The organism is Flavobacterium sp. KH_001 (genome assembly GCF_057840745.1).
Genome location: NZ_CM174520.1, coordinates 2,947,819 through 2,973,873, shown reverse-complemented (window position 1 = coordinate 2,973,873; position 26,055 = coordinate 2,947,819). Strand labels below are relative to the sequence as shown.

The following is a 26,055-nucleotide window of genomic DNA, read 5'->3' as shown; positions in this document are numbered from 1 at the left end:
ATCTACATATGAAAATAATCATCAGAAGCGCCAAAATTATCGATTCAAAAAGTCCGTTTCATAACCAGACTGTTGATCTTTTAATTGCAGATGGTTTAATAGAAAAAATTGGAACTTCCATTCTTGATATTGAGGATACAACCGAAGTGAAATTTGATAATTTACACGTTTCTCAAGGTTGGTTTGACAGCAGTGTTTCATTTGGAGAACCAGGCTATGAAGACAGAGAGACTATTGCAAACGGTTTAAACGTCGCTGCAAAAAGCGGTTTTACAGGCGTGGCTTTACAACCCAACTCCTTCCCTGTTATCGACAATCAATCGCAGGTAAATTTTGTAAAAAATAAAGCAAACGGTTTTGCTACAGAACTTTTTCCAATTGGAGCTTTAACCAAAGCAAGTGAAGGAAAAGATATGGCTGAATTGTTTGATATGAAGAAATCCGGGGCAATCGCATTTGGAGATTATAATAAAAGTCTTGATAACGCCAATCTTTTAAAAATTGCTTTACAATATGTTCAGGATTTTGATGGTTTGGTAATTGCTTATTCGCAAGATGCAAACATTAAAGGAAATGGCGTTGCCAATGAAGGAATTGTTTCGACAAAACTAGGTTTGAAAGGAATTCCGAATTTAGCCGAAGAATTGCAAGTGGCCCGAAACTTATTTTTATTAGAATATGCTGGAGGAAAACTTCATATTCCGACAATTTCTACAGCAAAATCAGTTGAATTAATTAAAGAAGCTAAAGCCAGAGGATTACAAGTTACCTGTAGTGTAGCTGTACATCATTTAGTTTTAACCGACGAAAAACTTGAAGGTTTTGATACCAGATATAAAGTAACTCCACCATTAAGAACTGAAGTCGACAGAACTGCTCTTATAAAGGCTGTTCTTGACGGAACAATCGACATGATTACTTCAGATCACAATCCGATTGATATTGAGTTCAAGAAAATGGAATTTGATATCGCTAAAAACGGGACAATTGGTTTAGAAAGTGCTTTTGGAGCTTTGTTAACTGTTTTACCTTTAGAAACGGTTATTGAAAAACTAACCTTAGGAAAAGCGGTTTTCGGAATCGAAAACAATTCAATTGCTGAAGGTTCTAAAGCTAATTTTACTTTCTTTACACCTGAAGGAAAATCGACTTTTACGAAAGAAAATATTCTTTCAAAATCTAAAAATTCTGCCTTTTTAGGAACTGAAATCAAAGGTTTAGTTTATGGAATTTTAAATCAAAATAAACTTGTTACCATAAAATAATTAAAATGAATAATTCAATACAAGAGGGAAAATCAATCGCAATAACCAGTTACATTTTGATCATTGGTGTTTTAATTGCGATGTCGATGAACTCTGAAAATAAAAATAGTTTCGCCTCTTTTCATATCCGTCAGGCTTTAGGTTTGTCTTTGACTTTTATTTCTTTTGGAGCTATTATCAGCAACTTTGATAGTTTTATGATTACTTTCCCGATGTGGATCTGTATTTCAATTTTATGGACTTACGGAATTTTTAGTGCTATTCAGGGACAAACAAGACCGATTCCGTTGGTTGGAAATCTTTTTCAGAAATGGTTTAAATCTATCGGATAGTAAAATTCCAATCTTTTTAAATTGCTTCGCCTGTTCGCTAACGCTCAGGTCCAAATTCCAACAATTCACAACTTACCATTCACAATTAAAAATATGAATCTATCTTTAGAATATAAAATACAGGAGCCAAAAGTTATATTAGATAAAAATCCGGTTTTAATTTTATTACACGGATACGGAAGCAACGAAGCTGATTTATTCTCGTTTGCGACTGAACTTCCGGATAATTATTACATTATTTCAGCCAGAGCGCCTTATGATTTACAATACGGAGCTTACGCCTGGTATGCAATCAATTTTGATGCTGATCAGAATAAATTTTCAGATAACGAACAAGCCAAAACTTCACGCGATTTAATTGCGAAATTCATTGACGAATTAGTGGCTAATTATCCAATTGATGCTAATGATGTTACTTTGATTGGTTTCAGTCAAGGTTCTATTTTGAGTTATTCCGTTGCACTTTCTTATCCTGAAAAGGTTCAGAGAGTAGTGGCGATGAGTGGTTACTTTAATGCTGAAATCATAAAAGACGGCTTCGAGAAAAACGACTTTAAAAATCTGAAAATATTTGCTTCACACGGAACTGTAGATCAGGTTATTCCCGTAGATTGGGCAAGGAAAACGCCAGCTGCTTTAGAAAATTTAAATATTCCTATTACTTATAAAGAATATCCTGTGGGACACGGAGTTGCACCTCAAAATTTCTTCGACTTTAAGAATTGGCTGACGTCGTAGTTTACAGTTATAGTCGCAGCTTATAATAATCTAAATCCTTAAAAAATGAGCATTACAAAACTTGAAAATCCGGCATTAGTCTTAATCGATATTCAAAAAGGATTTAATGATGTTTCTTATTGGAATGGCGATCGCAATAATATAAATGCAGAACAAAAAGCTGGTGAACTTCTGGAAATCTGGAGAGCTAAAAAGCTACCTATTTTCCATATTCAACATTGCTCCTCTAATCCGAATTCCATTTTAAACGAAACAAATCCCGGAAACGAATTCCAGGATGTTGTAAAACCGATTGCAGGTGAAACCATCATCAAAAAGAACGTAAACAGTGCTTTTATAGGAACAAATTTAAAAGAGCTACTTGATGATGCAAAAATTACAAATCTTGTGATTGTAGGCTTAACAACAGATCATTGTGTTTCTACAACTACCAGAATGGCTGGAAATTTTGGTTATTCGACGTATTTAGTTGCTGATGCAACGGCAACTTTTAATAAAAAAGGCATAAACGGAGAAGATTTTTCTGCAGAAACAATTCATCAAACCGCTTTAGCAAGTTTAAATGAAGAATTTGCGCAGGTTGTTACTTCTGATTTTATAAAAGAAATAGTTTAATGGAAACTCCTTTAAATATAAAAGGCGAGAATTATTTCTCGCCTTTTTGTATTATATGTAAAGAATGGTTTTTAACTTTTAGAATTGCTATTCTCCTGTATAAATAATCTTCTCTCCTTTTTTCAAAACATAACCTTTCCAGGGAATCAATTGCAAATCATCTTTAATCCAGGAATCGCCTTCTGATTTCCTTACCAGTATAATAGATTCCTTTTGAGTATCTAAGAAAAGTTCCGCTTTATCTCCGTCAAAAATTACGTACGCCACTGTTGTGTATGTTTTTCCGTCTTCAACATGAGATAATTTAGTACTGTTTTCGAAAATTCGGATGCATTCTTTTTTAAGAAGCGACCATGTATAACCTGCGGACGCCTTACATCCATGTTCATCAGAATCTCCTCCAACTACTGAAATCGAAGAGTCAGTTTCTTCTTTTACAGCTTTTGTAGTTTCTTGTAAAGGTTTCTTTTCTTCAGAAACTTTTTTGGCACAAGAAAATGAAAGACCAATAATAATCGAAAATAAAAATATCTTTTTCATAAATCCTATTTTTTAAAAGTGGCAGTAAAAAATAGCATTCTAAATACTATTTTTGATACAACCAGCTTTGATTAACTTCAAAAGTAATATTATCATCGTTATCAACAAAATATTTTAACAAGACTTCTCCCCATAATTCTCCATTACTGTAATCTGCAATGATCCATCTGTGGTTTAGAATTTTTATTTTATTGATGATAAATTTGTTCGGACCAATTTTATCCTGACCTGTATAAGGATTCCCGTTTGGATTAGCATTTAGATCCAATAATTTCTCGGTTACAACTGGAATTAATTTTTCATATAAAATTACTTTTCCACCAGAAGCACTGTTATCAAAGTAATTCTGTGCATTTTCATTGTGTTCTAAAGAAAAATAATTAGCATTCGTTAATTCAGTTTTTACTAAATTTATACTATCTCTAAGCTTCTTAGTTGTTTTATCGTATCGTTCCTGTCCAAATTTTACTTCTCTGCTGTAAAACATATAAGTAAAAATATTCATTAATATCGCGAGGATAAAAAGGTAAAGCATTAAGGATTTTTTCATTTTGTGTATTATATTAAATTGTAATTTCTAAGTTATCATACGCCAGGAAGACGTTTTCAGGAAGTTGTTTTTGTACTTCTTCGTGAAATCCTAAAACATGGCTAATGTGCGTTAAATAAGCTTTCTCTGGTTTGACTAAATTTATAAAATCAAGTGCTTCCTGCAAATTAAAATGCGTATCATGAGGTTCGACACGCAAAGCGTTTACCACTAAAACTTTCAGGTTTTTTAATTTTTCAACTTCCACCTCGTCAATTGTTTTAACATCTGTTAAATAGGCAAAGTCATCAATACGATAACCAAAAACCTGTAAATCGCCGTGCATTACGTTAACCGGAATTGCCCTTTTATCTCCCACAGCAAACGGTTCGTTATTTACAACCTCGATCGTTTTAACGCTTGGGGCTCCCGGATATTTGTTTACGGTTTCAAAAACATATTCAAAACGACGTTTTAGATTGTCGATTACACGTTCGTGTCCGTAAACCGGGATTTCTCCCTGACGGAAATTAAACGGACGAATGTCATCTAAACCAGCCGTGTGATCTGCATGTTCGTGCGTAAAAAGAATGGCGTCGAGTTTTCGACAGCCGCATGAAAGCATTTGCTGCCTAAAATCAGGTCCACAATCGATTACATAGGAGTGCTCGTTCCATGTAATCCAGATGGATACACGAAGCCTTTTGTCCTTAGCATCAGTGCTTTTACAAACGGGATGATCGACCCCAATAATCGGGATACCTTGAGAAGTACCAGTGCCTAAAAAATATACCTTCAATTGAACTTATTTTTTTTACAAAAATAGGATTATTTCTCTTTCATTAGAAGCCTAATTTGCTAACTTTGTAACAAATCTATTTAAAATAAAATGGGTACAGAAATAAAACTCAAAGGTGACAAGGTCATCGAACAGATTCCTTCTATAAAAGACAAAGCGTTACGCATTAATTTAAACGAGAATATTTACGGAACATTTGCTGAAATTGGTGCTGGACAAGAAACGGTTAGGCATTTTTTCAGATCCGGAGGTTCATCGGGAACTATTGCAAAAGCAATGTCTGCCTATGACAAAGATTTTAGTGACGCCGTTTACGGAATTGAAGGCGACGGAAGATACGTGACAGAAAACCGACTCAAAAAAATGTTAACCTTTGAAGGTGAACTTATCGAAGAGCGTTTAAGCAGAGAAAAACACCCTAATAAACTTTTCTTTAGTTATGCCAATACAGTTGCTACTATTGATTTCGCCAAACAATTTAAAGGTCACGGCTGGGTAGGAATAAGATACCAAATTGAACCAGACGAAGCTTATAACGAAATTATTCTTCATATTCGTTTTAAAGAGACTGATGCCCGACTACAACAGGAAACACTTGGTATTTTAGGTGTAAACTTAATTTACGGTGCTTTTTACAAATACAACGATCCAAAACGATTACTTCGTTATTTATATGATCACTTAGATAAAGACCAACTTGAAATCGATACTATTAATTTCTCAGGACCTCGTTTTGCTGATGTTGATAACCGTTTAATGAGTTTACAACTGGTCAAAAATGGAATGACTGATGCCGTAATGTTTAACCCTGAAGGGAAAAACGTATTGCCTGCTGCCGTTTTGTACAAGAAAAACCTTCTTGCCTTTAGAGGAAGTTTCCGTCCGGTTACCAATGTAAATCTTGATATGTATCAGAAATCATTAACAATGTTTCTGGAAGAAAACAAGGTTGAAAAAGATAATACTTTAGTTGTTTTTGAAATTACACTTTCGAATTTACGTTCTGATGGTGAAATTGATGAACGCGATTTCATGGACAGAGCAGAATTGTTATGTTCATTAGGTCAAACTGTAATGATTTCTAATTTCCAGGAATATTATAAAGTTGTTGAATATTTTGCTAATTATACCAAAGCAAGAATGGGATTAGCAATGGGTGTAAACAACTTAGTTGATATTTTTGATGAGAAATACTACCGTCATTTAAGTGGAGGAATTCTGGAAGCTTTCGGAAAATTATTCTACCGTGACATGAAAGTATTCTTATATCCAATGTTGGGTGAAAATGGAGAAATTATTACTTCTGACAATCTAAAAGTACACCCAAGAATGAAAGAATTGTATAAATTCTTTAAATTCAACGGAAAAGTAGTTGACATTAAAGATTACGACCCAAACATATTAAATGTATTCTCGAGAGAAGTTTTGAAAATGATCAGTCAGGGAAAAACAGGCTGGGAACCAATGCTTCCTTCCGGAGTTGCCGAAATTATAAAAGAACATCACCTTTTTGGATATCATCCGGAAAAGGAATTAGAACAGAATACTTAAAAAAATCCCCGAAAGAAAAGTTTGTCTTTCGGGGATTTTTTTTGTTTGCTTCGCCAATTCGACTTTCAGCCTCGGGTCAAGTTTTTTTGTTTCAAGTTTCAAGTTTTCGCTCAGGGTTGTTTAACATTCTTAACCTGAAACCTGAAACCTGAAACCTGAAACCTGAAACCTGAAACCTGAAACCTGAAACCTGAAACCTGAAACCTGAAACCTGAAACTAAACTTCTACTTCAAAATCTGTGAAGCGTGTTCTTTTGTTTTTACTTTTTCGATTACTTCTTCGATAATTCCTTTCTCATCGATTACGAAAGTGGTTCTGTTAATTCCGTCGTATTCTCTTCCCATGAATTTCTTTGGTCCCCAAACGCCAAATGCACTGATAACTGATTTATCTTCATCAGCTAAAAGTGGAAAAGGAAATTCATATTTGTCTTTGAATTTTAATTGTGCTTTTTGACTGTCAGCGCTCACACCTAGAAGCTCATAATTGTTTGCTTTAAAACGCTCAAAATTATCTCTTAGATCACAAGCTTCTGCTGTACATCCAGGTGTACTTGCTTTTGGGTAAAAGAAAACGACTAATTTTTTACCGGCATAATCGGCCAGTTTATGTGTCTTTCCATCCTGATCTACTCCGGAAAAGTTTGGTGCTTTATCGCCTTTTTGTAATGTTATCATATTGCTATTTTAGTTTTTAGTTTTTTTTTTAGAGTAAAGAATATAGAGTATAGAATAAAGATTTTAGTTTTTGGATTTGGCTCAATATCTCTACTACTAACTTATAATTCATAACTTATACTTTATATGTTTTTTGCCCCAGATTGACGTGGAAACCCCGGAGTTGTGGTAGTTTACATTTTTTGCGATAAAAAAGCGACCAACGGAAGCTCTTTTTATTGCTTAAAAATGTTACTAACACAATGAGGAGTTGAAGCAGAAAGCTGGATTAGGCACATCATTAAAATTATACTATTTTTACGAGATTAAAAATACGGAAATGAATAAAGAAGCCCGCGTACAATTTGTTATAAATACGTTAAAAGAACTCTACCCTACTATCCCTGTTCCACTTGATCACAAAGACCCTTATACTTTATTAATTGCAGTTTTGCTATCGGCGCAATGTACAGATGTGCGTGTAAATCAGATTACACCATTGCTTTTTGCGAAGGCTGATAATCCGTATGATATGGTTAAAATGTCGATTGAAGAAATTAAGGAAATCATTCGCCCTTGTGGTTTATCTCCAATGAAATCGAAAGGAATTCATGGTTTATCGCAAATATTGATTGACAAACATAATGGTGAAGTTCCGCAAAGTTTTGAAGCCCTTGAAGAGTTGCCTGCTGTTGGACATAAAACGGCCAGTGTTGTCATGTCTCAGGCTTTTGGCGTTCCTGCATTTCCGGTAGACACTCATATTCATAGGTTGATGTATCGCTGGAATCTTTCGAATGGAAAAAACGTGGTTCAGACAGAGAAAGACGCAAAAAGATTATTCCCGAGAGAAATATGGAACGATTTACATCTTCAGATTATTTGGTACGGGAGAGAATATTCGCCTGCGCGTGGCTGGAGTCTGGAGAAAGATATTATTACCCGAACTGTTGGCAAAAAATCAATAATAGAAGAAGCTGCTAAAAAATAATCTAGCAGCTTCTTTTTATTTTCTACATGCCTCCTTTTAAGGCATTGTATTCATTTGTCATGTCTAATGACCTGTAAATACCTAAAAGTGATTTTGTTGCATCTGTATTTTTAGGCTCTAAAGTAAGCGCTTTTTTAAGATATGGAATTGCACTGCGTGCTATATCATCTTTTTTTGCATTTAACTTATCATATTTTTGCATTTCTGCAGCCGAAGTTCCTAAAGCCGCTATTTCATTAGCTAAATCTTTTTTCTCTTCTAACTTCAAGTAAGCCATATTAATATAGGCATCAACATTATTAGGATCTAACTCTAAAACATAATTATAAATATTTTCTGATTTGGCGTACTCTTTTTTCTCCAGATAAGCATAAGCTAAATTACCATTGATCTCTATTTTTTTAGAAGGAACTGATTCGGTTCTTGGTTTTTCGTAGAATCCTTGTTGAATAGCTGACTCTCTGGCTTTTGGAGAAACAAAAACATCTTCTTCTTTTGTTTTCTTGTTTGTAGCGTAATACAAAACTCCTTTTCCGGAATAATTAATCTTTTTTAGGTGTTCATAATATTTAATGGCTGTATCAAAATCCTTTGCGTTTAAAGAGGAAGATGCTGCATTACAAAGATTTAACGTGTCTTTCTTATCAAACAAATACACTTTATAGCTTTTCTCAGCACTTTCTTTGAACTTACCACTATTAAAATCGGCCATTGCTCCATTAACAAGGCTGGATTTCATTTCTTTTAGTGCTGCATTCGCCTTAATAGTAAATTTGAATTTTCCTGATTCATTCTCGTATAAAAATACATCCTGATACGCCTGCGAAGCCAACGTGAAATTATTAGCAGCGTCTATATTTTTGACAGCTAAATCTTTTAAAACATTTCCTTTTAAGAAATAAAAATCTGATTTAGCTTCATCAGCTGCATTAAGAATGAGATATTCTGTTTTATTTAAAATCGCCAGCGCTTCCTGGCTTTTTCCTTTATCGTACAGAGACTGTGCCTCTTTGATCTGGTCTTGTTGAGCGAATGCTCCAATATTTATCAATAAAAAAAATGATAATATCTGTAGGTTCTTCTTCATTTGGATTTGGTTTGGTTGTTAAATGCTTCTGTTTTTTGAGCAATTTATGCAGAACAAAATTTTAAGAGGAGTTAAGTTCAGCGTAAATTTATTATTACAAACTAAGAATAGCTGGCAAAACGCTCCATTCATTATTGTTTTTTTTTAAAACATTAATACGCTTACAACAAACAAACAAAACAATTCAGTGTAGTTTTTCTTCATAGATTATTGGTTATTGGTTAAACATTTATTATTCGCTATCATTATTAAGTTTCTATTCATTTAATTGTTTTAATACGAAAAAAACCTCATTTACCCCAATTAACAGTATTAAAACCAACTTTTTTAACTAAAATAAAACTAAATACCGAATAAACAAATAAATTTTAACCTAAATATAACATTTTAACTAAAGCACGAGAAAAATCACACAAAAACAGCTGCTATTGCATAAGTGAAAACAAAAAAGAAATAATAATCTTACTTTCAATTTACTTATAAATAAAAAAACTCACTATCTGCATTTATTTGCAAATAGTGAGTTTTTCAAACCAAGAGTTAATTGGTTTTGAAAATAAACATCCGACTAAAATAGTGGGCTGTTTAATTAGCTATAATCTCAAAACTTTTATCTTTAACTTTCACGACTGTCAATGCTTGTGAATAGTTTAATAAGAAAGAAACAACTTCTTTCTTCGGTTTTAGATTTTTAGAAGCTAATTCCTTCTTAGAGTAAATTTTCGCCATACTATAAATATGTTTATATAAAGTATAACGAGCTAATTTTCAAAATAGTATTAGTTGGTTAAAATAATTTGATGTTTATCAATTATTTTTCTCAAATTCATTAGAGCGTAACGCATTCTTCCTAGAGCTGTATTGATGCTAACATCCGTAAGTTCAGAGATTTCCTTAAAACTCATATCCTGATACATACGCATTACCAACACTTCTTTTTGATCTTCTGGAAGTTCTTCGATTAATCTTTTTAGATCAACTTCGACCTGATCAACGATCATTTTTCCTTCGATTGTTAGAGAATCGTCAGACATTACAGAAAAAATAGAAAACTCTTCTGTCTCTCTGTACATTGGCATTTTTTTAGTTTTACGAAAGTGATCTACAATTAAATTGTGAGAAATACGCATAACCCAAGGTAAGAATTTACCTTCTTCGTTATATGAATTGCTTTTTAAGGTTTTGATTACCTTAATAAAAGTGTCTTGAAAAATATCGTTTGAAATATCTCTATCAGCAATCTTTGAATATATAAATCCATATATTTTAGACTCGTGCCTTTTAATTAGTATCGAAAGCGCAGTTTCATTGCCATCGATATAATTTTTTACTAATAGAGCGTCTGGAATATGCAGATCAGCCATAATACTACTTTTTTAGTTTTTATAATTTGGAGTAATTTTTCTAAAAAGTAATTTTATTGTATAGGCGAATCTTTTTTTAGTTTATGTTAATATCGTGACCAAATTTAACAAATAATTATTTTAAAAAGCAAATAAAAGCGAGAATAATTAATAGAAATATACTAAAAAAAATAAACAAAAGTTAAACGTTATCGATAAAGTGCGTTAAAACATTAGTTTTTACAAATAGCGATGCTATAAAAAAATAGATATAAATAACTTACAATTAAACACTTAAGCTATTTATATCTAACTTTTTCATCTTTTATTTACTACTGATATACACGTACATAATCTACATAAAACTTTTGCGGTAACACTTTATCATCTACTTCAGGACCTCCAAAGTTACCTCCTATTGCTAAATTAACGATGATATAAAAAGGTTTATCAAAAGGCCATGTATTTTCATTTTTTTCTATTGGATTAAAAGTATATACCAAGGTAGTATCTACAAAAAAATCAATTTTATCTTTTGTCCATTCAATTGCATAAACATGATACCCTTCTTCAATGTTAGGAGAAGACGTTCTTTTAGTATTAATTGTATTTCCATGACTGTCTTGTGTATGTAAGGTTGTATACACCATGCCCGGATCTCTACCAATATATTCCAGAATATCTATTTCACCTGTTTTTGGCCAATGAACCTCATCTATATTAGCACCCAACATCCAGAATGCCGGCCACAAACCGTGACCAACTGGTAATTTTGCTCTTGCTTCGATTCGGCCGTACATAAACTCTTTTTTACCTTTCGTGGTAATTTTGGTAGAAGTATATTTATTACCTTCTTTTTTAGCCTCTATTATTAAATTTCCATCTTTAAATTCGTGGTTTGTTTTGGTATAAATTTGCCTTTCGTTATTACCGAAGCCACAAAGATTTGGACAACCATCGCCTATTTCGAAATTCCAGTCCTTCTCATTTAAATTTTTGTCAGTGAAATTTTCCTCCCACACCAGTTTTCTTTTTACTTCTTGTGCGAGGCAAAAACTGCTAATCAATAGCAATACCATTATTTTTTTCATAGTATCATTTTAAAATTACAAAAATTAAGAAGGTCAGCCTAAAACTGACCTTCTCATTGATTATTACTAATTAATCTATAATCTATTGATATACTCTAACATAATCAATCTCCAAAGAAGACTGTGTGAAAGCTGCATCAATATTGCCACCCAAATTACCTCCCATTGCGACATTTAAAATTAAGAAAAAGTCGCTATTAAAAGGCAAAGAACCATCATTAGGAACGGAATGAATCTGCACATCATCTACAAATGTTGTAACTGATGCCGGACTCCAAATTGCTTTATAAATATGAAATTCAGTTGAAACATTTGGAATTGTTTTAGAACCTGTATTCCCTTCTCCTCCTGAATGTCCAGGGTAATGAAGTGTACTCAAAATAACATTTTGATTTTTCCCAACATGTTCCATAATATCAATCTCTCCGCAGGCAGGCCACGGTTTAGTCGCATAATTCTGGCCCAGCATCCAGATTGCCGGCCATGTCCCTACACCAATTGGAAGTTTAGCCCTAACCTCAACTTTTCCATAAGTAAAGGCAAATTTAGCATCTGTTTTTAATCTTGCCGAAGAATATTCTGCACCACCAGAAGCTTCTTTTTTAGCTGTAATTTTAAGGTTTCCGCCTTGTACAATTACATTTGTTGCTGAGTTAGTGTAATTCTGTTTTTCATTATTTCCCCAACCATTATCACCTCTGCCTAAATCGTAGTTCCATTTTGTTGCATCAGGAGCTCCATCCGTATTAAACTCATCTGACCAGACTAGTTCTGTAAAATCTGCCGGTGGAGTCTGAGTTGGTTTGGTAGTTGTAAAAATATGGTACCACGCCAAACTTGAGTTTCCGCCCATAACAGCTCTAACCACCATTCTGTTTTCTGTAATTGATAAGATCTCATACGAACTCTGACCAATATAGTAGCCCATAAATCCACCATCAGAAAAGTTTAACATTGTTCCTCTTGTCTGCGTTGCATGATCCGGATTTTTTGTTACAACAGATTCTGACGGACTTAATGAAACTGTTTTAACTCCTGAAGCATCATAAGCCAAACAATCATCTCCATCTCCGCTTCCTCCTGCTACATTTTTGAATGATGCATTAAAGAATGTTGCTCCTCCATTATCCAGTTCGAATTTCAATTGTTCTCCGTCAAGAGAGAATGTCAGTACGTTATCATATAAACAGCTGCTTGTTGGTGAGCCTGCTTTTTCAAAAGGTGCCGCTGAATAATAGTTTGAATAATAGTTTTTGGTAGCATCTCCATCATTCTGACCTACTCCTAAATGTGCTGGCTCTGAGGCTGACCAATACCATTTTTTAGAGGTACCTGCAGTTAAAAACTGCACTGCTTCGTCATCACTAAAATTACTAAGTACCGTTACGTCTAATGTTGTGTTCGTAGCTATACCGCCTTTACCCGATGCAATTACTGTAACAGTATAAGTATTCACTCCTGTTTTGGTAAAACGTTTAGTAAAGATACCACTTGGAGCATTTTCTGATGTTCCATCACTAAATACATATTTATAGGATACCGCATTATCTGCGGTTGCAACCAGTTTTACCATTCCTGAACCATCTCCATCAGGAGCATCGGCCGTTTTTCCGATGATTTCAGCTGTTACTTTAAGATTTGATGGTGCTGACAAATCGCCAAATGCATAATCATCTTTCTGGCAACTTACTGTCAAAAATAGTGACAGTAATGCTATTACATTTATAATTATCTTTTTACTCATGATTTTGTTTTTTTTAATTGGATTGTTTAATGTCATCAAAATAATAGGTCTTTCCTGTGCCGTTAACTCCAAAGTCAAAGAATACTACTAATCGCTGAAATTGATTGGCTGTTGTTGCTCCATTAAAATCAAAAGTTAGCTCTTCCCATCCGTTTGCGATAGTTGTAGTTGCATCTACCTCTTTATTAATTGCACTATCAGACATGTTCTCAAACTTCATTTTAACAATAATTCCTGCCTGAGGTGACCACACTTTCATTTTGATCTTTTTGAAAGTTGAAAAATTAAGCGGACTTGCCAATTCAATGAACGATCCAGCCCAGGTTTCAGAACCACTTCCTTTTGTTAAAGCTCCTACTTTTGTAGATGTATTAATTCCTGTTTTATCCGCATTATCAGCTAATACTGAATTTGCGCCTCCAAAACTGGTAAACCCATAGGTCAATACAGAAGATTCAAAAGTTAACGGTAATTTTAATGTTTCCACACCTGCAGTCAATTCTATATCATCAAAATAGTAATCAGCTCCTGTTCCATTATTTCCAAAATCGAAGAACATTACCAGTCTTTGATAATTGTTAGCATTATCAACTGCTGAGAAATCAAAAGTTAATTCTTCCCAACCGTTAGCGATAGTATTAGTTACATCCACTTCTGTATTAATATCAGGATTTGTAAGGTTCTCTAATTTCATTTTAACTACAATTCCTGCTTTTGGTGACCATGCTTTCAGCTTGATTTTTTTCAATGTTGAAAAATCAATTGGTGCTCCTAATTCTATGAACGAACCGGCCCAAACTTCTGAACCTGCACTTTTATGTAACTTAGCCACTTTTGCGCTTGGATTTTCCTCGTTTACACCTGGATTATTAGCCACAACTGTATTTGCTCCTCCAAAATTATTAAAAGCATAATTTAGCGTTGAAGATTCAAAGTCTACTGGTAATAACACAGGATTCGATATTGTAATTGTTTCTTCATAAGTAGTTGTTGCAACACCTCCACTCAGTGCTACCACTTTTACATTATACTCACCTACATTAGCATAGGTATGTTGAATGGTTTCGCCTTCCATGAAATCTATCGGAGTTTCATCTGGAGTTTCACCAAAATAAACCTGAAAGAAAGTTTCTAAATTTGCTTTTGCAGTAACTGACGCTGACAAATTATCTCCGATAACATGTGCCAAAGTTACCTGCAAATTAGTTGGTGCCAAAAACGAAACGGTTACTTCCTGAGTTACCTCTGTTATTTTTCCATTAATTCCCATAGCCTTAATTTTGGCCTGATAAACTCCTTCCGGATAGGTGTGATCAATCGTGGCTCCGGGAGCCAGAAATTCTGACTCTGAACTTCCGTCTCCAAAATTCACTTTGTACTGCGTAACACCCTCTCCTTTAGGCAAAAAAGTAACCTTACCTGAATTATCTTGTGCTATGGTGGTCAAAGCAGATATATTAGTTGGTGCGCTTACACCATCTAAATCAATATTGCTGCTTTCATCGCTTGAACAACCACTGAAAATTGTTATAACGAAAAGACTTATAATAAAATGTATTTTTTTCATAATAATGTTTTTATTTAGTATCCAGGGTTTTGTTGCCAATTTCCGTTTGCGAATTGAATTTCTTCAATTGGAAGCGGAAATAATTCATTTTTATTAGCAGTAAAACCCGGGATTTTCCCAACTGCTTTTCCTGTTCTAACTAAGTCAAAGAAACGTTGCCCTTCTCCAAAAAGTTCGACCCTTCTTTCAGCCCAGATAAAATCAGTCAGCGCTGCTCCAGAAACTGTAATGTCATGGTTGTTGTCTCCAAAAGCACGTCTTCTTACCTGATTTAGATATTCTCTGGCTTTTGCATCATTATTACCGGCCCGACTATAGGCCTCAGCAGCCATTAATAAAACGTCAGCATAACGAATTGCTCTGTAATTATTTGGATTTGTAAGATTCAAATCTCCCGCTGCATTTGCACTTCTTTTTCTAGGAAGGTATTTTCTGTTGAAGTAACCTGTATCTTCATTTCCTTTTCCGTAGCTCACGCCTTTCCCTCCATCAAATGAAGCATTTGCAGTTGCCCAAGCTTCAATGTCCAATATTGCAACGTCTTTACGTTTATCGCCCACTTCAAAAGCATCGGCACTTTCTTTAGTCGGAATATTAAAACTAAAACCAGATGAAAATAGTGGTCCTGAATAATTACGGATACCGCTAAAACCAACTGCGACGTTACCTTCACTACATTGCAAACATCCGAAACCAGCACCTTCTACGTCTGTATATTGTACTTCAAAAACAGATTCTGTTCCATTTTCTCCATCCAATTCAAACATTGCATTATAATCTGTTTGTAATGAATATTTTCCAGAAGTAATAACACCATCAAGAGCCGTTGCAGCCTGCGCAAATTTATTTTGATACAAATAAGCTTTTCCTAATAATGCCTGTGCCGCACCCTTAGTTGCTCTTCCTTTTTGAGATGCTGTTGGAGATAAATTAGCTACCGCAAAAGCTAAATCTGCCTCAATTGAGGCATAAACATCTTCAACTGATGAACGTGGAACTGTTTTTTCATCTCCAACTTTAAATCGAGCATCTCCTTTCATCGGGATTCCGCCAAACCATTTTACTAATTCAAATTGGTAATACGCTCTTAAAAAACGTGTTTCCGCAATAACCTGGGTTTTTCCTTCAAAATCAGTTTTATTCTGGAATTCAAGTATATAATTAGCTCTCTGAACTCCTGCAAACATCCAGTTCCAGATATCTCTTAAATTGCTGTTTACGGGTGTGTGAATCATATCGTCAACTTGCTGAAAACCAATTACGTCTGTTGGGCTTTCTCCTCCACATAAAGTATTATCTGAGGCAATTTCGCCCAAAAGAACATTTACATAAGAAGACTGAAGCAAATCATAAGCTGCAATTAATGCATTATCATAATCTTCTTTAGAATTGAAATAATTTTCAGAATCAATAGAATATTTTGGTGTAGGATCAACAAACTCATCTGAACAAGAAATACTTATTGTCGAGAACAGAGTTAGTGTTATAATGGTTGTAAATAAATATTTTTTCATTTTAATTGAAATTAAAAATTAATGTTTAAGCCCAATAAATAGGTTCTTGGAACAGGATAAAACCCATAATCGATTCCGGCACCAATTGGAGATTGAGAAACTCCGTCCTGATTTCCAGGACCAAATGAAGCGCTTGGGTCAAATCCTTTGTATTTCGTAAAAGTGTATAAGTTATTTACACCTATATAAAGGCGAAGTCTTGTAATTCCGGCTTTTAGAGATACTTTAGGATTAAGAGTATATCCTAATTGAACATTTTGAATTCTGAAATAAGAGGCATCTTCAACGAAATATTCAGAAAAAACATTATTTGAGGTCGCACTTGTAGTAACTCTCGGAACGGTATTACTTGTTCCTTCACCTGTCCATCTGTCTAAAACATAATCTAAACGATTGGCATCAGAAAGTACTCTTTCGTAATTACGTACCATATCGTTTCCAATTGAAGCATAAGTATACGCTGCAAAATCAAGGTTTTTATAATTTAACTGTAAATTGAATCCCATCGTAACATCAGGAATCGGATCTCCAATATCTGTTTTATCTTTAGAATCAATTACGTTATCTCCGTTTACGTCTACAAATCGAATATCACCAGGAGCTGCATTGGCTCCAAGGGCAAGTTGTGAGGGATGCACATCAACTTCGGCCTGATTCTGAAAAATTCCATCAGTTTTATATCCATAGAAATAACCTAACGCATGACCGGCCTCCATGCGTGCTGCTGTAGGCTGACCAACTCCAAAAGATCCCTGATCGATTATACCTGTTCCATTTTTTACTTCAGTAACTTCATTTTTAATAAAAGTTACGTTGTAACCTAAAGACATTGTAAACGAATCAGAAAATTTCTCTTTATAATCTATTGAAAATTCAAAACCAGAATTTTTGACAGAACCGGCATTCATAGTTGGAGAACTCGCACCTGGAGCACCCGTTCCATTAATTCCGGAAACAGGTATACCTGGTACCAACAAATCTTTTCTGGTATCACTAAAGTAATCTGCTACGATATAAAATTTGTCATTGAATAATTTTGCATCAAAACCAACATCAAATTTTTTGGATTCTTCCCATTTTAAATCCGGGTTAGGAATTTGTCCAGTTGCAATACCGTTAGATAAGTTACCATCAAATACGTAGGTGGCTTCTCCATCTAAAATACTTCTGTATCCATTGTTTTTGATTTGATCATTTCCTAAACTTCCATAACTGGCTCTAAATTTTAAGAAATTAAATGTTTCTGATTTTCCGAAGAATTCTTCATCAGATACAACCCATCCACCTGTAAAAGAAAGAAAGGATGCAGTCTTGTTTCCCGGGCCAAATTTTGTAGAAGAATCACGTCTGTACATAGCAGAAACAAGGTATCTTCCCTGGTAATCATACTGTAGTCTTCCAAAATAAGAAAGCCTTCTTTCATCATAATTACCTGAAATAACATTTACCGCTGTCGGTAAGCCTCTGGCTAGTTTTAAGGTTGCGTTTTCCCATGAATTATTAAGAACATCGAAACCAGTTGCAGAAATATTATTTCCCCATTCTCTATAAATGGTATTTCCAAGAGTTCCGGTTATATTATGACTCTCTCCTATTTTTGTATTATATGTTGCATAAATATCAAATGAATAATTATTATCATTAGAAGAACCTTCTGTTACTGAACTTCGTTGTACGTCAAAAACTTTTCCGCCATAACTTATTTGTTTGGCAAATGATCTGCTTTCCCCATTACCTGTATTAAAACCAATAGAACTTGATAAAACAAAACCTTTAAAAATCTTATAATCCAAGCCAAAATTTCCGTTTATTTTTTTGTAATTACCATCGTTATATGTATTAGCAAGCTGTGCTAAAGGATTGATAATTTCTGTTCCTAAACCAGTAGTACTTGGCACCAATGTAAATTCTCCATTGGCATCATACGGAGTAAGAGTTGCAGGTACATTTAATGCATTGAACAACACAGAGCCTAAACCATTTTCATTGATCGTTCTTCGATTCGTAAAAGTGTAAATAACATTTGTTTTCAACTTAAATTTATCGCTTAAATCAGCAGATAATGCAAGTCTGGCAGTATTTCTCAAAAAACCAGATTTATCCTCACCAACAATACCTTCCTGATCTAAATGTGAACCACTGACTGCATAAGTAATTTTATCTGAGCCTCCTGAAATTGACAAATCATTGCTAATAATTGGAACTCCTGTTTTAAGAACTTCCTTTTGCCAGTTTGTTCCTTTACCTAAGCCACCAGCATTTGGGTATGGCAATACTTTTCCTCCATTTGCATAGCTCTCATTTAATAGTAAGGCATATTCTGTAGCGTCTAACATTGGAATTTTTCTGGATGCTTCCTGAAATCCTGTATAACTATTAAAAGTTACTTTAGTTTTAGAATTCTTTTTACCCATTTTGGTGGTTACCAAAATAATTCCGTTTGCTCCAATTGTTCCGTAAATAGCTGCTTGTGCATCTTTTAAAACAGTAATTGTCTCAATGTCATTTGGATTTAATAATGATAAATCTCCAACATATCCATCGATAATTGCAGTAGGATTATTTTGTCCATTGGTACCAACGCCACGGATACGGATATCCAATCCTGCACCGGGAGCTCCAGATTGAGCAGTTACAACTACACCGGAAATAGTTCCCTGTAAAGCTTGCTCTACCTTAACAGGTTTTATAAGATCAAGTGTTTTGCTGTCAAGTACAGAAACCGCTCCTGTAACTTCTCTTTTCTTTTGGCTACCATAACCAATTACAACGACTTCTTCTAATGATTTAGCATCGTCGTTCATTTTGACAGTAATTTTGGCACCTGAAACAACAACTTCCTGCGTTCGAAAACCAATATAACTTAAAACAATTGTGGTGCCGGTTGAAACACCTGAAAGTTTAAAGGACCCGTCAAAGTCTGTGGTTGTACTTTTTGACGAATTTTTAACTTTTACATTTACGCCAGGTAACGATAACCCAGCGCCATCTAGTACCGTTCCGTTGACATCAAAAGATTGCGAAAACGCAAAAGATGTAAACAGTAATAGTACGGTTAGTAATAATTTTGATTTCATAATTAGTTAGTTTTTATTGAAAGATAAATTTATCTGATCCAATTAGGAAAACGATAAAATTAACCTCAACAAAAAACATACATCACAAAAAAAATATTACTAAATTACATATATATCAAAAAATACCTTGATTTAACTATAAATTACAAATGTTAATTTCTTTAACAAAAACACTATAAAAACACAACAAAACGTTAATGTTGAGGTAATGTATAGTTTTTTGAACGTGATTTTGAATCTCCTATACAGCGAGAATATATTCAACCAACCCAATTTCATGCTGTAAATCCATTTTTTTACGCAAACGATATCTTTTTATTTCTACACTTCGAACAGAAATATTAAATAAAGGTGCTATTTCCTTTGAAGAAAGATTCAGTCGCAGGTAAGCACAAAGTCTCAGATCGTTAGGAGTCAATAAAGGGTGAAGTTGTTTGATTCTTTTCAGAAAATCTTTATCTGCATTATCAAATGCTTCTTTAAAAACATTCCAGGAATCTTCTTCCGTAATATTTTTATTAATAGTACTAATTACAGATTTGATGTTTTTAGTATCGTCCTGACTCGTTTTCTTTAAATCTTCTTTAATAAAAGCCAGTAATTCATTTTTACTGTTTAAACTCATTGTAGAAACCGCTAATTCCCGATTTTTACTGTCGACATCCTGAGAAAGCTGCTCATTTCTTACTTTCATTAGTTGTCGTTCATTTTCTAATTCTTTAATCTCAAGCAAAAGATTATTTTCTTCAATCAATTTCTCTTTTTGTTTATGATAGTAATTTATATAGGCCTTATTGATAAAATAGGCTAACACTAAAAACAACAGAAAATAAACAAACCAGGCCAGATTAGTCAAATACCAGGGTTTTAAAACGATAAATGTGTACGTAGCCGTATTTTGCAGAATTATATTCGCGTATCGTGCTCTTACTTTAAAGATATACTTCCCAGGAGATAAATTTTTAAAATTTACGGTGGCTTTGGTGCTCCACTCGCTCCAGTCATTCTGGAAACCTTCTAATAAGTACTGATATTCTGAATTAATATATTTGTTATATTCCGGAACCGTGTAATTTAAAGTGATATTATTTTCATTAGAATGAAAACTTCCCTCATTTTGAATTACCACGTTTTTAAGCGTTTCGTTTTGTTTGTTAATTGTGATATCCGTTATAAAAACGGTATAATTTTTAAAACTCAAATCGTCTATATTTAAAGTATAATAACCATCTGTTGTACCTATTAAATAAGTCGATTTTGAAATTTGCGTAATATTTTCAAAACCAAGCATTGAATTGGTCAAAGAAGAAGGAATCGGAATGACATTTTGCTTTAACTGACTGCTCAATTTGCTGGCAGAGAAATAATGAATATAGTTCTTAGAAAATAGCCAGATTTTATTTGAATTATCTACAATTAATTTACCTGATGTATATTCGTCTTTTTCAAAAATAGAACTCAGCAAATTATCCTTTTCAAATAATTTTGTATTTGGATTTAGCTTAAAAATCCCACCTTTGTAAGCATAATAAATCTGATTATTAAATTTAGTAAGACTTGCATTTTTTCCTTTAAGAGGAGATTTATAAGTGTAAAAACCACGTGTTTTTAATAATGATTTATCTAATTTCAACCTAAATATCCCTTTGTATTCATGACTTACATAAACATCAAAATTATTTGTTATCTCAAAGTACCTTGACGAATAATCAAAACCTTCAATTTTATTTTTAAAAACCCATTGATTGTTTATTTTTTCAAGGACCGAAATTCCATAATAATTTCCCTGAAGCAATTGATTTTTATTATTTGGTACAGATTCAAACTTCCAGGTTCCGGACGCTGAAAATATGCTTTGGGCAGCATCATTTGTAATGATAAAAGTTCCGGAATCGTGTCCGCAAAAAAGTGTATTATCGTACACAAAAAGCGACCAGACTTGTCCTTTTGTACCATTTATAAATTTAAACTCCGTATTACTCTGATTTGGTTTACAAAATAGCCCCTGATTCGTTCCAACATATAGCATACCATTAAAAGTTGCCGATGCATAAACAGTTCCCAAAACGCCGGAATCGTCTGTAAAACTATGTACTGGAGAATTAATATTAATACAATTGATTCCGTTATCTAATCCTGCCCATAAATTCTGATCTTTATCTTCAAAAAGTGATAATGCGGTATTATTACTTAACCCTTTTCGCTGTGAAATATGATATTTTAATTTTCCTTTCTTCGATAAAATAAAAATTCCATTTGAAACCGTTCCTAAGGCAAAACTTCCATCCTGAAGAAATTGACTGCTATACACAAAACTCGATTTTAATTCAGCATCAACATCGGTAACAAAACGGCTTATTGTATTTCCAACTAACTTATAAATACCATCCAGTTGTGTTTGAATAAGCAATCCATCATCTGTCGTAAAAATATTGACAATTGTAAATTTTTTCAGAATTGGATGATCTGAAACTAATTTTGCTTTACCACTTTCAATTTCAAATAAACCTTCTTTTATAGTTTGAAAATAGATTGCATTTTTTGGTGCAAACGATTTTATAACGCCATTTTTTGGAGCAATGATTTTGAACTTGCCTGTCTTGGTATCGTAAATATAAATTCGGTTTAAGGATTGAAACAGAATCCATTGATCGTACTTGAGAATATTCCAAAACTGTTCATCGTCTAGTATTTTATTTTTGATGGTATCGCTTAGCGAAGTATATTTTAATTTACCATTTGCTTGTCGGGTCCAATACCCAAAATTCATATAACAGCCTGTATAGATTTTTGTTCCGATGACTTTAACGGAGCGAATAATAGTTTCGTTTGGAGCAGGATACAATTGCCAGGTGGTTCCGTTATATTCCAGAAGTCCGTCATTATTGGCAAAATATAAATAGTTTTGATCATCTTGCGAAATCATCCAACTTTGATTTCCTGCACCATACACAGAAGAAGTATATTTTACAATTGGTGGAAACTCCTGCGAAAACAGGAAAAAACTCATCAAAAATAATAGTGTAGCTAGTTTTGTTTTCAAAATTTGGTCAGAATTTAAAATAGTTTTAAAGCAGTTCTAAAATAGGACATTTTGCATTAAAACAATTCATTGCATAAAAATAAATTAAACATACAGAAGTGTGCAAAGCTTTTCACGCAGATTTAAAAAGATCAACTCAGATTATTTATTCAAATTAAATCTGCTCAAATCTGCGTGAAACAAAAAATATCGACAAAATTCATCTTTTTAATAAACTATGCTCTATTGAAATCTGTTAAGATTTGGAACAATCTCATTAACAGAACTCAATTCAAAATTGATTACTTTTGTAAAAATTGACTTTTTTTATGCAAATTGACCTTTCAAAACTCGACCCAAAACATAATATTATCATTAAAGGAGCGCAGGTACACAATCTAAAAAATGTAGATGTCGCTATTCCCCGAAATAAACTTGTTGTCATCACAGGTCTTTCAGGATCAGGAAAATCCAGTTTGGCTTTTGACACTTTATATGCCGAAGGGCAGCGTCGTTATGTTGAAAGTTTATCATCATATGCACGTCAATTTCTTGGCCGTTTAGACAAACCAAAAGTGGAGTACATAAAAGGTATTGCTCCTGCCATTGCTATTGAACAAAAAGTCAATACTACCAATGCGCGTTCGACTGTCGGAACATCAACTGAAATCTACGATTACATTAAACTTTTATTCGCCAGAATTGGTCGTACCTATTCGCCAATTTCAGGACTTGAAGTCAAAAAAAATACGGTTACCGATGTTGTTTCTGATGTAAAAACATTAGAATTAGACAGCAAATGGCTTTTACTTTCTCCTATTCATTTAGAAGAAGGAAGACAGCTGGAAGACAAATTAAAAGTGCTTTTACAGCAAGGTTTTGCCCGTATTTTAGTTGATAACGAAATGGTTCGTTTAGATGAGTTTACACCAACAGAAATTCATAAATTAGATAATAAAGACATTCTACTGATTATTGACAGAATTGTTGTGAAGGAGGAAGAGGAATTCTATAATCGTCTGGCCGATGCTGTACAGACTGCTTTTTTTGAAGGAAAAGGAATCTGTTATTTGCAGGAATTAAATTCAGATAAAAGATTTACCTATTCAAATAATTTTGAATTGGACGGAATTACTTTCTTAGAACCCAATGTTCATTTATTCAGTTTCAATAATCCATATGGTGCATGTCCGGTTTGTGAAGGCTACGGAAATATAATTGGTATTGACGCTGATTTAGTAGTTCCAAACACTTCTTTATCTGTTTTTGAAAGTGCGATTTATCCCTGGAGAGGTGATAGTATGAGCTGGTATAAAGACGAATTGGTGAAACATGCCTACAAATTCGATTTTCCAATCCATAAACCTTACTTCCAATTAACAGAAGATCAAAAAGATTTAGTTTGGAAAGGAAATCAATATTTTCAAGGGTTAAATGATTTCTTTAGAGAATTAGAGGAAAAAAATTATAAAATTCAAAACCGGGTAATGTTATCACGTTACCGCGGAAAAACAAAATGTCACGCTTGTCGCGGAAAACGTTTACGCGAAGAAGCTTCTTATGTAAAAATAGGCGGAAGAACAGTTTCAGATTTAGTCGATCTTCCAATTAAACATTTGGTTACGTTTTTCAAAGATCTTCAATTAGATAAATACGAACAGCAAATCGCTAAACGTTTGATGGTTGAAATCAACAATCGTCTATCTTTTTTGACAGAAGTTGGATTGGATTATCTTACATTAAACAGAAATTCTTCGACACTTTCCGGAGGAGAATCACAACGTATTAATTTGGCCACTTCACTTGGAAGTAGTTTGGTTGGTTCGATGTATATTCTGGATGAACCAAGTATAGGTTTACATCCAAAAGACTCAGAACGATTGATCAAAGTATTACTTTCCCTTCGTGATTTAGGTAATACGGTTATTGTAGTGGAACACGATGAAGACATCATGAAAGCTGCTGATATGATTATTGATATTGGTCCCGAAGCAGGAACTTTTGGAGGGAATTTAGTAGCTCAGGGAACTTATGACGAAATCCTGAAATCAGAATCACTTACAGCTAAATATTTAAATGGAGATTTAGAAATTTCTGTTCCGAAGAAGAGAAGAAAATTCAAAAATCACATTGATATTGTTGGCGCAAGAGAAAACAACTTAAAAAATATTAATGTAACGTTTCCTTTAGATGTTCTAACTGTTGTTACAGGAGTTTCTGGAAGCGGAAAAAGTACCTTAATAAAGAAAATTTTATTTCCTGCTATGCAGAAAAAACTGGAAAACGCTGCTGAAAAAGCGGGTCAGTTTACCGAAATAAAAGGTTCTTTTTCTCAGATCAAACATATTGAATATGTAGATCAAAATCCTATTGGAAGAAGCTCCAGATCAAATCCCGTAACTTATATTAAAGCTTACGATGATATACGTGATTTGTATGCCAAAGAAAAATTATCTAAAATAAGAGGTTATCAGGCAAAACATTTTTCTTTTAATGTTGATGGAGGCCGCTGCGAAACTTGTAAAGGAGAAGGCTCAATAAACGTTGAGATGGTCTTTATGGCCGATGTTTCTTTACCGTGTGAAACTTGCGGTGGAAAACGTTTCAAAAAAGAAATCCTGGAAATCAATTTTGACGAAAAAAACATCAATGATATTCTTACCATGACTATTGATGATGCCATTGCTTTTTTCGAAAAAAACAAACAGACTAAAATCACCCAGAAATTACAGCCATTGCAGGATGTTGGTTTAGGGTATGTACAGTTAGGACAATCTTCTTCGACATTATCAGGTGGTGAAGCACAACGTATTAAACTGGCCTCCTTTTTAGTAAAAGGAGCTACAAAAGATAAGGCCTTGTTTGTTTTCGATGAGCCAACAACGGGATTGCACTTTCACGATATTAAAAAATTATTAGCATCATTTGATGCCTTAATAGAAAAAGGGCATTCAATAATTGTAATAGAACACAATCTCGATCTAATAAAATGTGCGGACTGGATTATTGATCTTGGCCCTGAAGGCGGAGAAAATGGAGGACACTTATTAGCAGTTGGAACACCTGAAGATATTGTAAAAGTAAAAGAATCTGTTACCGGAATTTATTTAAAGGATAAACTTTAAGTAAAAAAATTCCAAATTAAAAATTCCAAATTCCAATAGCGATTATCCTATTGGAATTTGGAATTTTTAATTTGGAATTTAAATTATTAAGCAACTAAACACTTTTCTTCAAATGGATAACCGTCTTCATCGATAGCTACCAATATTTTTTTCTTTTTAGATGCGTGTACGGTGAGATATAACCAGGCAAATGACCATAATCCTAAGGTTAAGCAAAAAATGGTGAAATTTAAACCATGATTAACAACCTTTCCTCCCTTAGAAAGAACCGCAAAAAGTAATTTGTCATTTCTTTCTTCTAGCGTAAATCCTTTGTGAACCTTACTGGATATCATATTCGAAAATACTTGCAAACTTTGTTCCTGACTCAGTTGATTCTTTTTCATAACCCTCCTTTTTTAAAATTAATAAACACTTTTTTAACTTTAACAATTCTAGTAGGTAAACAATTCAGATAAAAACTTTATA

Annotated in this window: 21 protein-coding genes; 7 read left to right on the top strand and 14 right to left on the bottom strand. The window is 33.7% G+C overall.

The window, feature by feature from the left end; genetic code table 11:
* The first annotated feature begins 8 nt into the window (after positions 1-8).
* The 4 genes from AC3ITQ_RS12800 to AC3ITQ_RS12785 all read left to right on the top strand — a co-directional run bounded on the left by AC3ITQ_RS12800 (position 9) and on the right by AC3ITQ_RS12785 (position 2,950).
* Positions 9-1,265 carry a dihydroorotase gene (locus AC3ITQ_RS12800; RefSeq protein ID WP_489234611.1) on the top strand — a complete coding sequence of 419 codons (1,257 nt, stop codon included), beginning with the start codon at positions 9-11 and terminating at the stop codon, positions 1,263-1,265.
* Positions 1,266-1,270: 5 nt separating this feature from the next.
* The gene (locus AC3ITQ_RS12795) at positions 1,271-1,597 is read left to right on the top strand and encodes a hypothetical protein (protein WP_056186039.1); all 327 of its coding nucleotides are present in this window, start codon (positions 1,271-1,273) and stop codon (positions 1,595-1,597) included.
* A 93-nt stretch (positions 1,598-1,690) separates the two neighbouring features.
* Positions 1,691-2,335 (top strand): alpha/beta hydrolase, encoded by a 645-nt coding sequence (locus AC3ITQ_RS12790; RefSeq protein WP_489234610.1) that lies wholly within the window; start codon positions 1,691-1,693, stop codon positions 2,333-2,335.
* Positions 2,336-2,380: 45 nt separating this feature from the next.
* Complete coding sequence (locus tag AC3ITQ_RS12785; protein ID WP_489234609.1) at positions 2,381-2,950, top strand: cysteine hydrolase family protein; 570 nt, start codon at positions 2,381-2,383, stop codon at positions 2,948-2,950.
* An 87-nt stretch (positions 2,951-3,037) separates the two neighbouring features.
* Here the strand turns inward: AC3ITQ_RS12785 and AC3ITQ_RS12780 are convergent, their stop codons facing one another.
* The 3 genes from AC3ITQ_RS12780 to AC3ITQ_RS12770 are packed head-to-tail and all read right to left on the bottom strand — an operon-like array spanning position 3,038 to position 4,818.
* Entirely contained in the window at positions 3,038-3,490 is a 453-nt protein-coding gene (locus AC3ITQ_RS12780) for a hypothetical protein (protein WP_489234608.1), read from the bottom strand.
* Between the two features lie 46 nt (positions 3,491-3,536).
* Positions 3,537-4,040, bottom strand: a complete 504-nt coding sequence (locus AC3ITQ_RS12775) for a hypothetical protein (protein ID WP_489234607.1) — start codon at positions 4,038-4,040, stop codon at positions 3,537-3,539.
* A gap of 13 nt (positions 4,041-4,053) precedes the next feature.
* Positions 4,054-4,818, bottom strand: coding sequence for an MBL fold metallo-hydrolase (locus AC3ITQ_RS12770; protein ID WP_489234606.1), 765 nt, complete (start codon positions 4,816-4,818; stop codon positions 4,054-4,056).
* Positions 4,819-4,908: 90 nt separating this feature from the next.
* Here AC3ITQ_RS12770 and AC3ITQ_RS12765 point away from each other — a divergent pair, with 90 nt between their 5' ends.
* Positions 4,909-6,369, top strand: a complete 1,461-nt coding sequence (locus tag AC3ITQ_RS12765) for a TonB-dependent receptor (protein ID WP_375032021.1) — start codon at positions 4,909-4,911, stop codon at positions 6,367-6,369.
* A 225-nt stretch (positions 6,370-6,594) separates the two neighbouring features.
* Here the strand turns inward: AC3ITQ_RS12765 and bcp are convergent, their stop codons facing one another.
* Positions 6,595-7,047 carry a thioredoxin-dependent thiol peroxidase gene (gene bcp / locus AC3ITQ_RS12760; protein ID WP_489234605.1) on the bottom strand — a complete coding sequence of 151 codons (453 nt, stop codon included), beginning with the start codon at positions 7,045-7,047 and terminating at the stop codon, positions 6,595-6,597.
* A 319-nt stretch (positions 7,048-7,366) separates the two neighbouring features.
* On the opposite strand from bcp, the gene AC3ITQ_RS12755 reads away from it, so the two are divergent.
* Complete coding sequence (locus AC3ITQ_RS12755; RefSeq protein WP_489234604.1) at positions 7,367-8,017, top strand: endonuclease III domain-containing protein; 651 nt, start codon at positions 7,367-7,369, stop codon at positions 8,015-8,017.
* Between the two features lie 22 nt (positions 8,018-8,039).
* Here the strand turns inward: AC3ITQ_RS12755 and AC3ITQ_RS12750 are convergent, their stop codons facing one another.
* The 9 genes from AC3ITQ_RS12750 to AC3ITQ_RS12710 form a co-directional block, all read right to left on the bottom strand.
* The gene (locus AC3ITQ_RS12750; protein ID WP_489234602.1) at positions 8,040-9,104 is read right to left on the bottom strand and encodes a tetratricopeptide repeat protein; all 1,065 of its coding nucleotides are present in this window, start codon (positions 9,102-9,104) and stop codon (positions 8,040-8,042) included.
* A gap of 585 nt (positions 9,105-9,689) precedes the next feature.
* Positions 9,690-9,833, bottom strand: coding sequence for a hypothetical protein (locus tag AC3ITQ_RS12745; protein WP_167547713.1), 144 nt, complete (start codon positions 9,831-9,833; stop codon positions 9,690-9,692).
* Positions 9,834-9,883: 50 nt separating this feature from the next.
* Positions 9,884-10,468, bottom strand: coding sequence for an RNA polymerase sigma factor (locus AC3ITQ_RS12740; RefSeq protein WP_489234601.1), 585 nt, complete (start codon positions 10,466-10,468; stop codon positions 9,884-9,886).
* A 311-nt stretch (positions 10,469-10,779) separates the two neighbouring features.
* Positions 10,780-11,538, bottom strand: coding sequence for a glycoside hydrolase family 16 protein (locus AC3ITQ_RS12735; RefSeq protein WP_489234600.1), 759 nt, complete (start codon positions 11,536-11,538; stop codon positions 10,780-10,782).
* 82 nt (positions 11,539-11,620) lie between these two features.
* Entirely contained in the window at positions 11,621-13,282 is a 1,662-nt protein-coding gene (locus AC3ITQ_RS12730; RefSeq protein ID WP_489234599.1) for a family 16 glycosylhydrolase, read from the bottom strand.
* 13 nt (positions 13,283-13,295) lie between these two features.
* Complete coding sequence (locus tag AC3ITQ_RS12725; protein ID WP_489234598.1) at positions 13,296-14,849, bottom strand: hypothetical protein; 1,554 nt, start codon at positions 14,847-14,849, stop codon at positions 13,296-13,298.
* A gap of 14 nt (positions 14,850-14,863) precedes the next feature.
* Entirely contained in the window at positions 14,864-16,363 is a 1,500-nt protein-coding gene (locus AC3ITQ_RS12720) for a RagB/SusD family nutrient uptake outer membrane protein (RefSeq protein WP_489234597.1), read from the bottom strand.
* A gap of 11 nt (positions 16,364-16,374) precedes the next feature.
* Entirely contained in the window at positions 16,375-19,440 is a 3,066-nt protein-coding gene (locus AC3ITQ_RS12715; RefSeq protein ID WP_489234596.1) for a SusC/RagA family TonB-linked outer membrane protein, read from the bottom strand.
* A 241-nt stretch (positions 19,441-19,681) separates the two neighbouring features.
* Positions 19,682-22,483, bottom strand: coding sequence for a triple tyrosine motif-containing protein (locus AC3ITQ_RS12710; protein ID WP_489234595.1), 2,802 nt, complete (start codon positions 22,481-22,483; stop codon positions 19,682-19,684).
* A gap of 308 nt (positions 22,484-22,791) precedes the next feature.
* Here AC3ITQ_RS12710 and uvrA point away from each other — a divergent pair, with 308 nt between their 5' ends.
* Positions 22,792-25,587, top strand: coding sequence for an excinuclease ABC subunit UvrA (uvrA, locus tag AC3ITQ_RS12705; protein ID WP_489234594.1), 2,796 nt, complete (start codon positions 22,792-22,794; stop codon positions 25,585-25,587).
* An 86-nt stretch (positions 25,588-25,673) separates the two neighbouring features.
* Here the strand turns inward: uvrA and AC3ITQ_RS12700 are convergent, their stop codons facing one another.
* Positions 25,674-25,973, bottom strand: a complete 300-nt coding sequence (locus AC3ITQ_RS12700; protein WP_194655462.1) for a hypothetical protein — start codon at positions 25,971-25,973, stop codon at positions 25,674-25,676.
* Positions 25,974-26,055 lie beyond the last annotated feature (82 nt).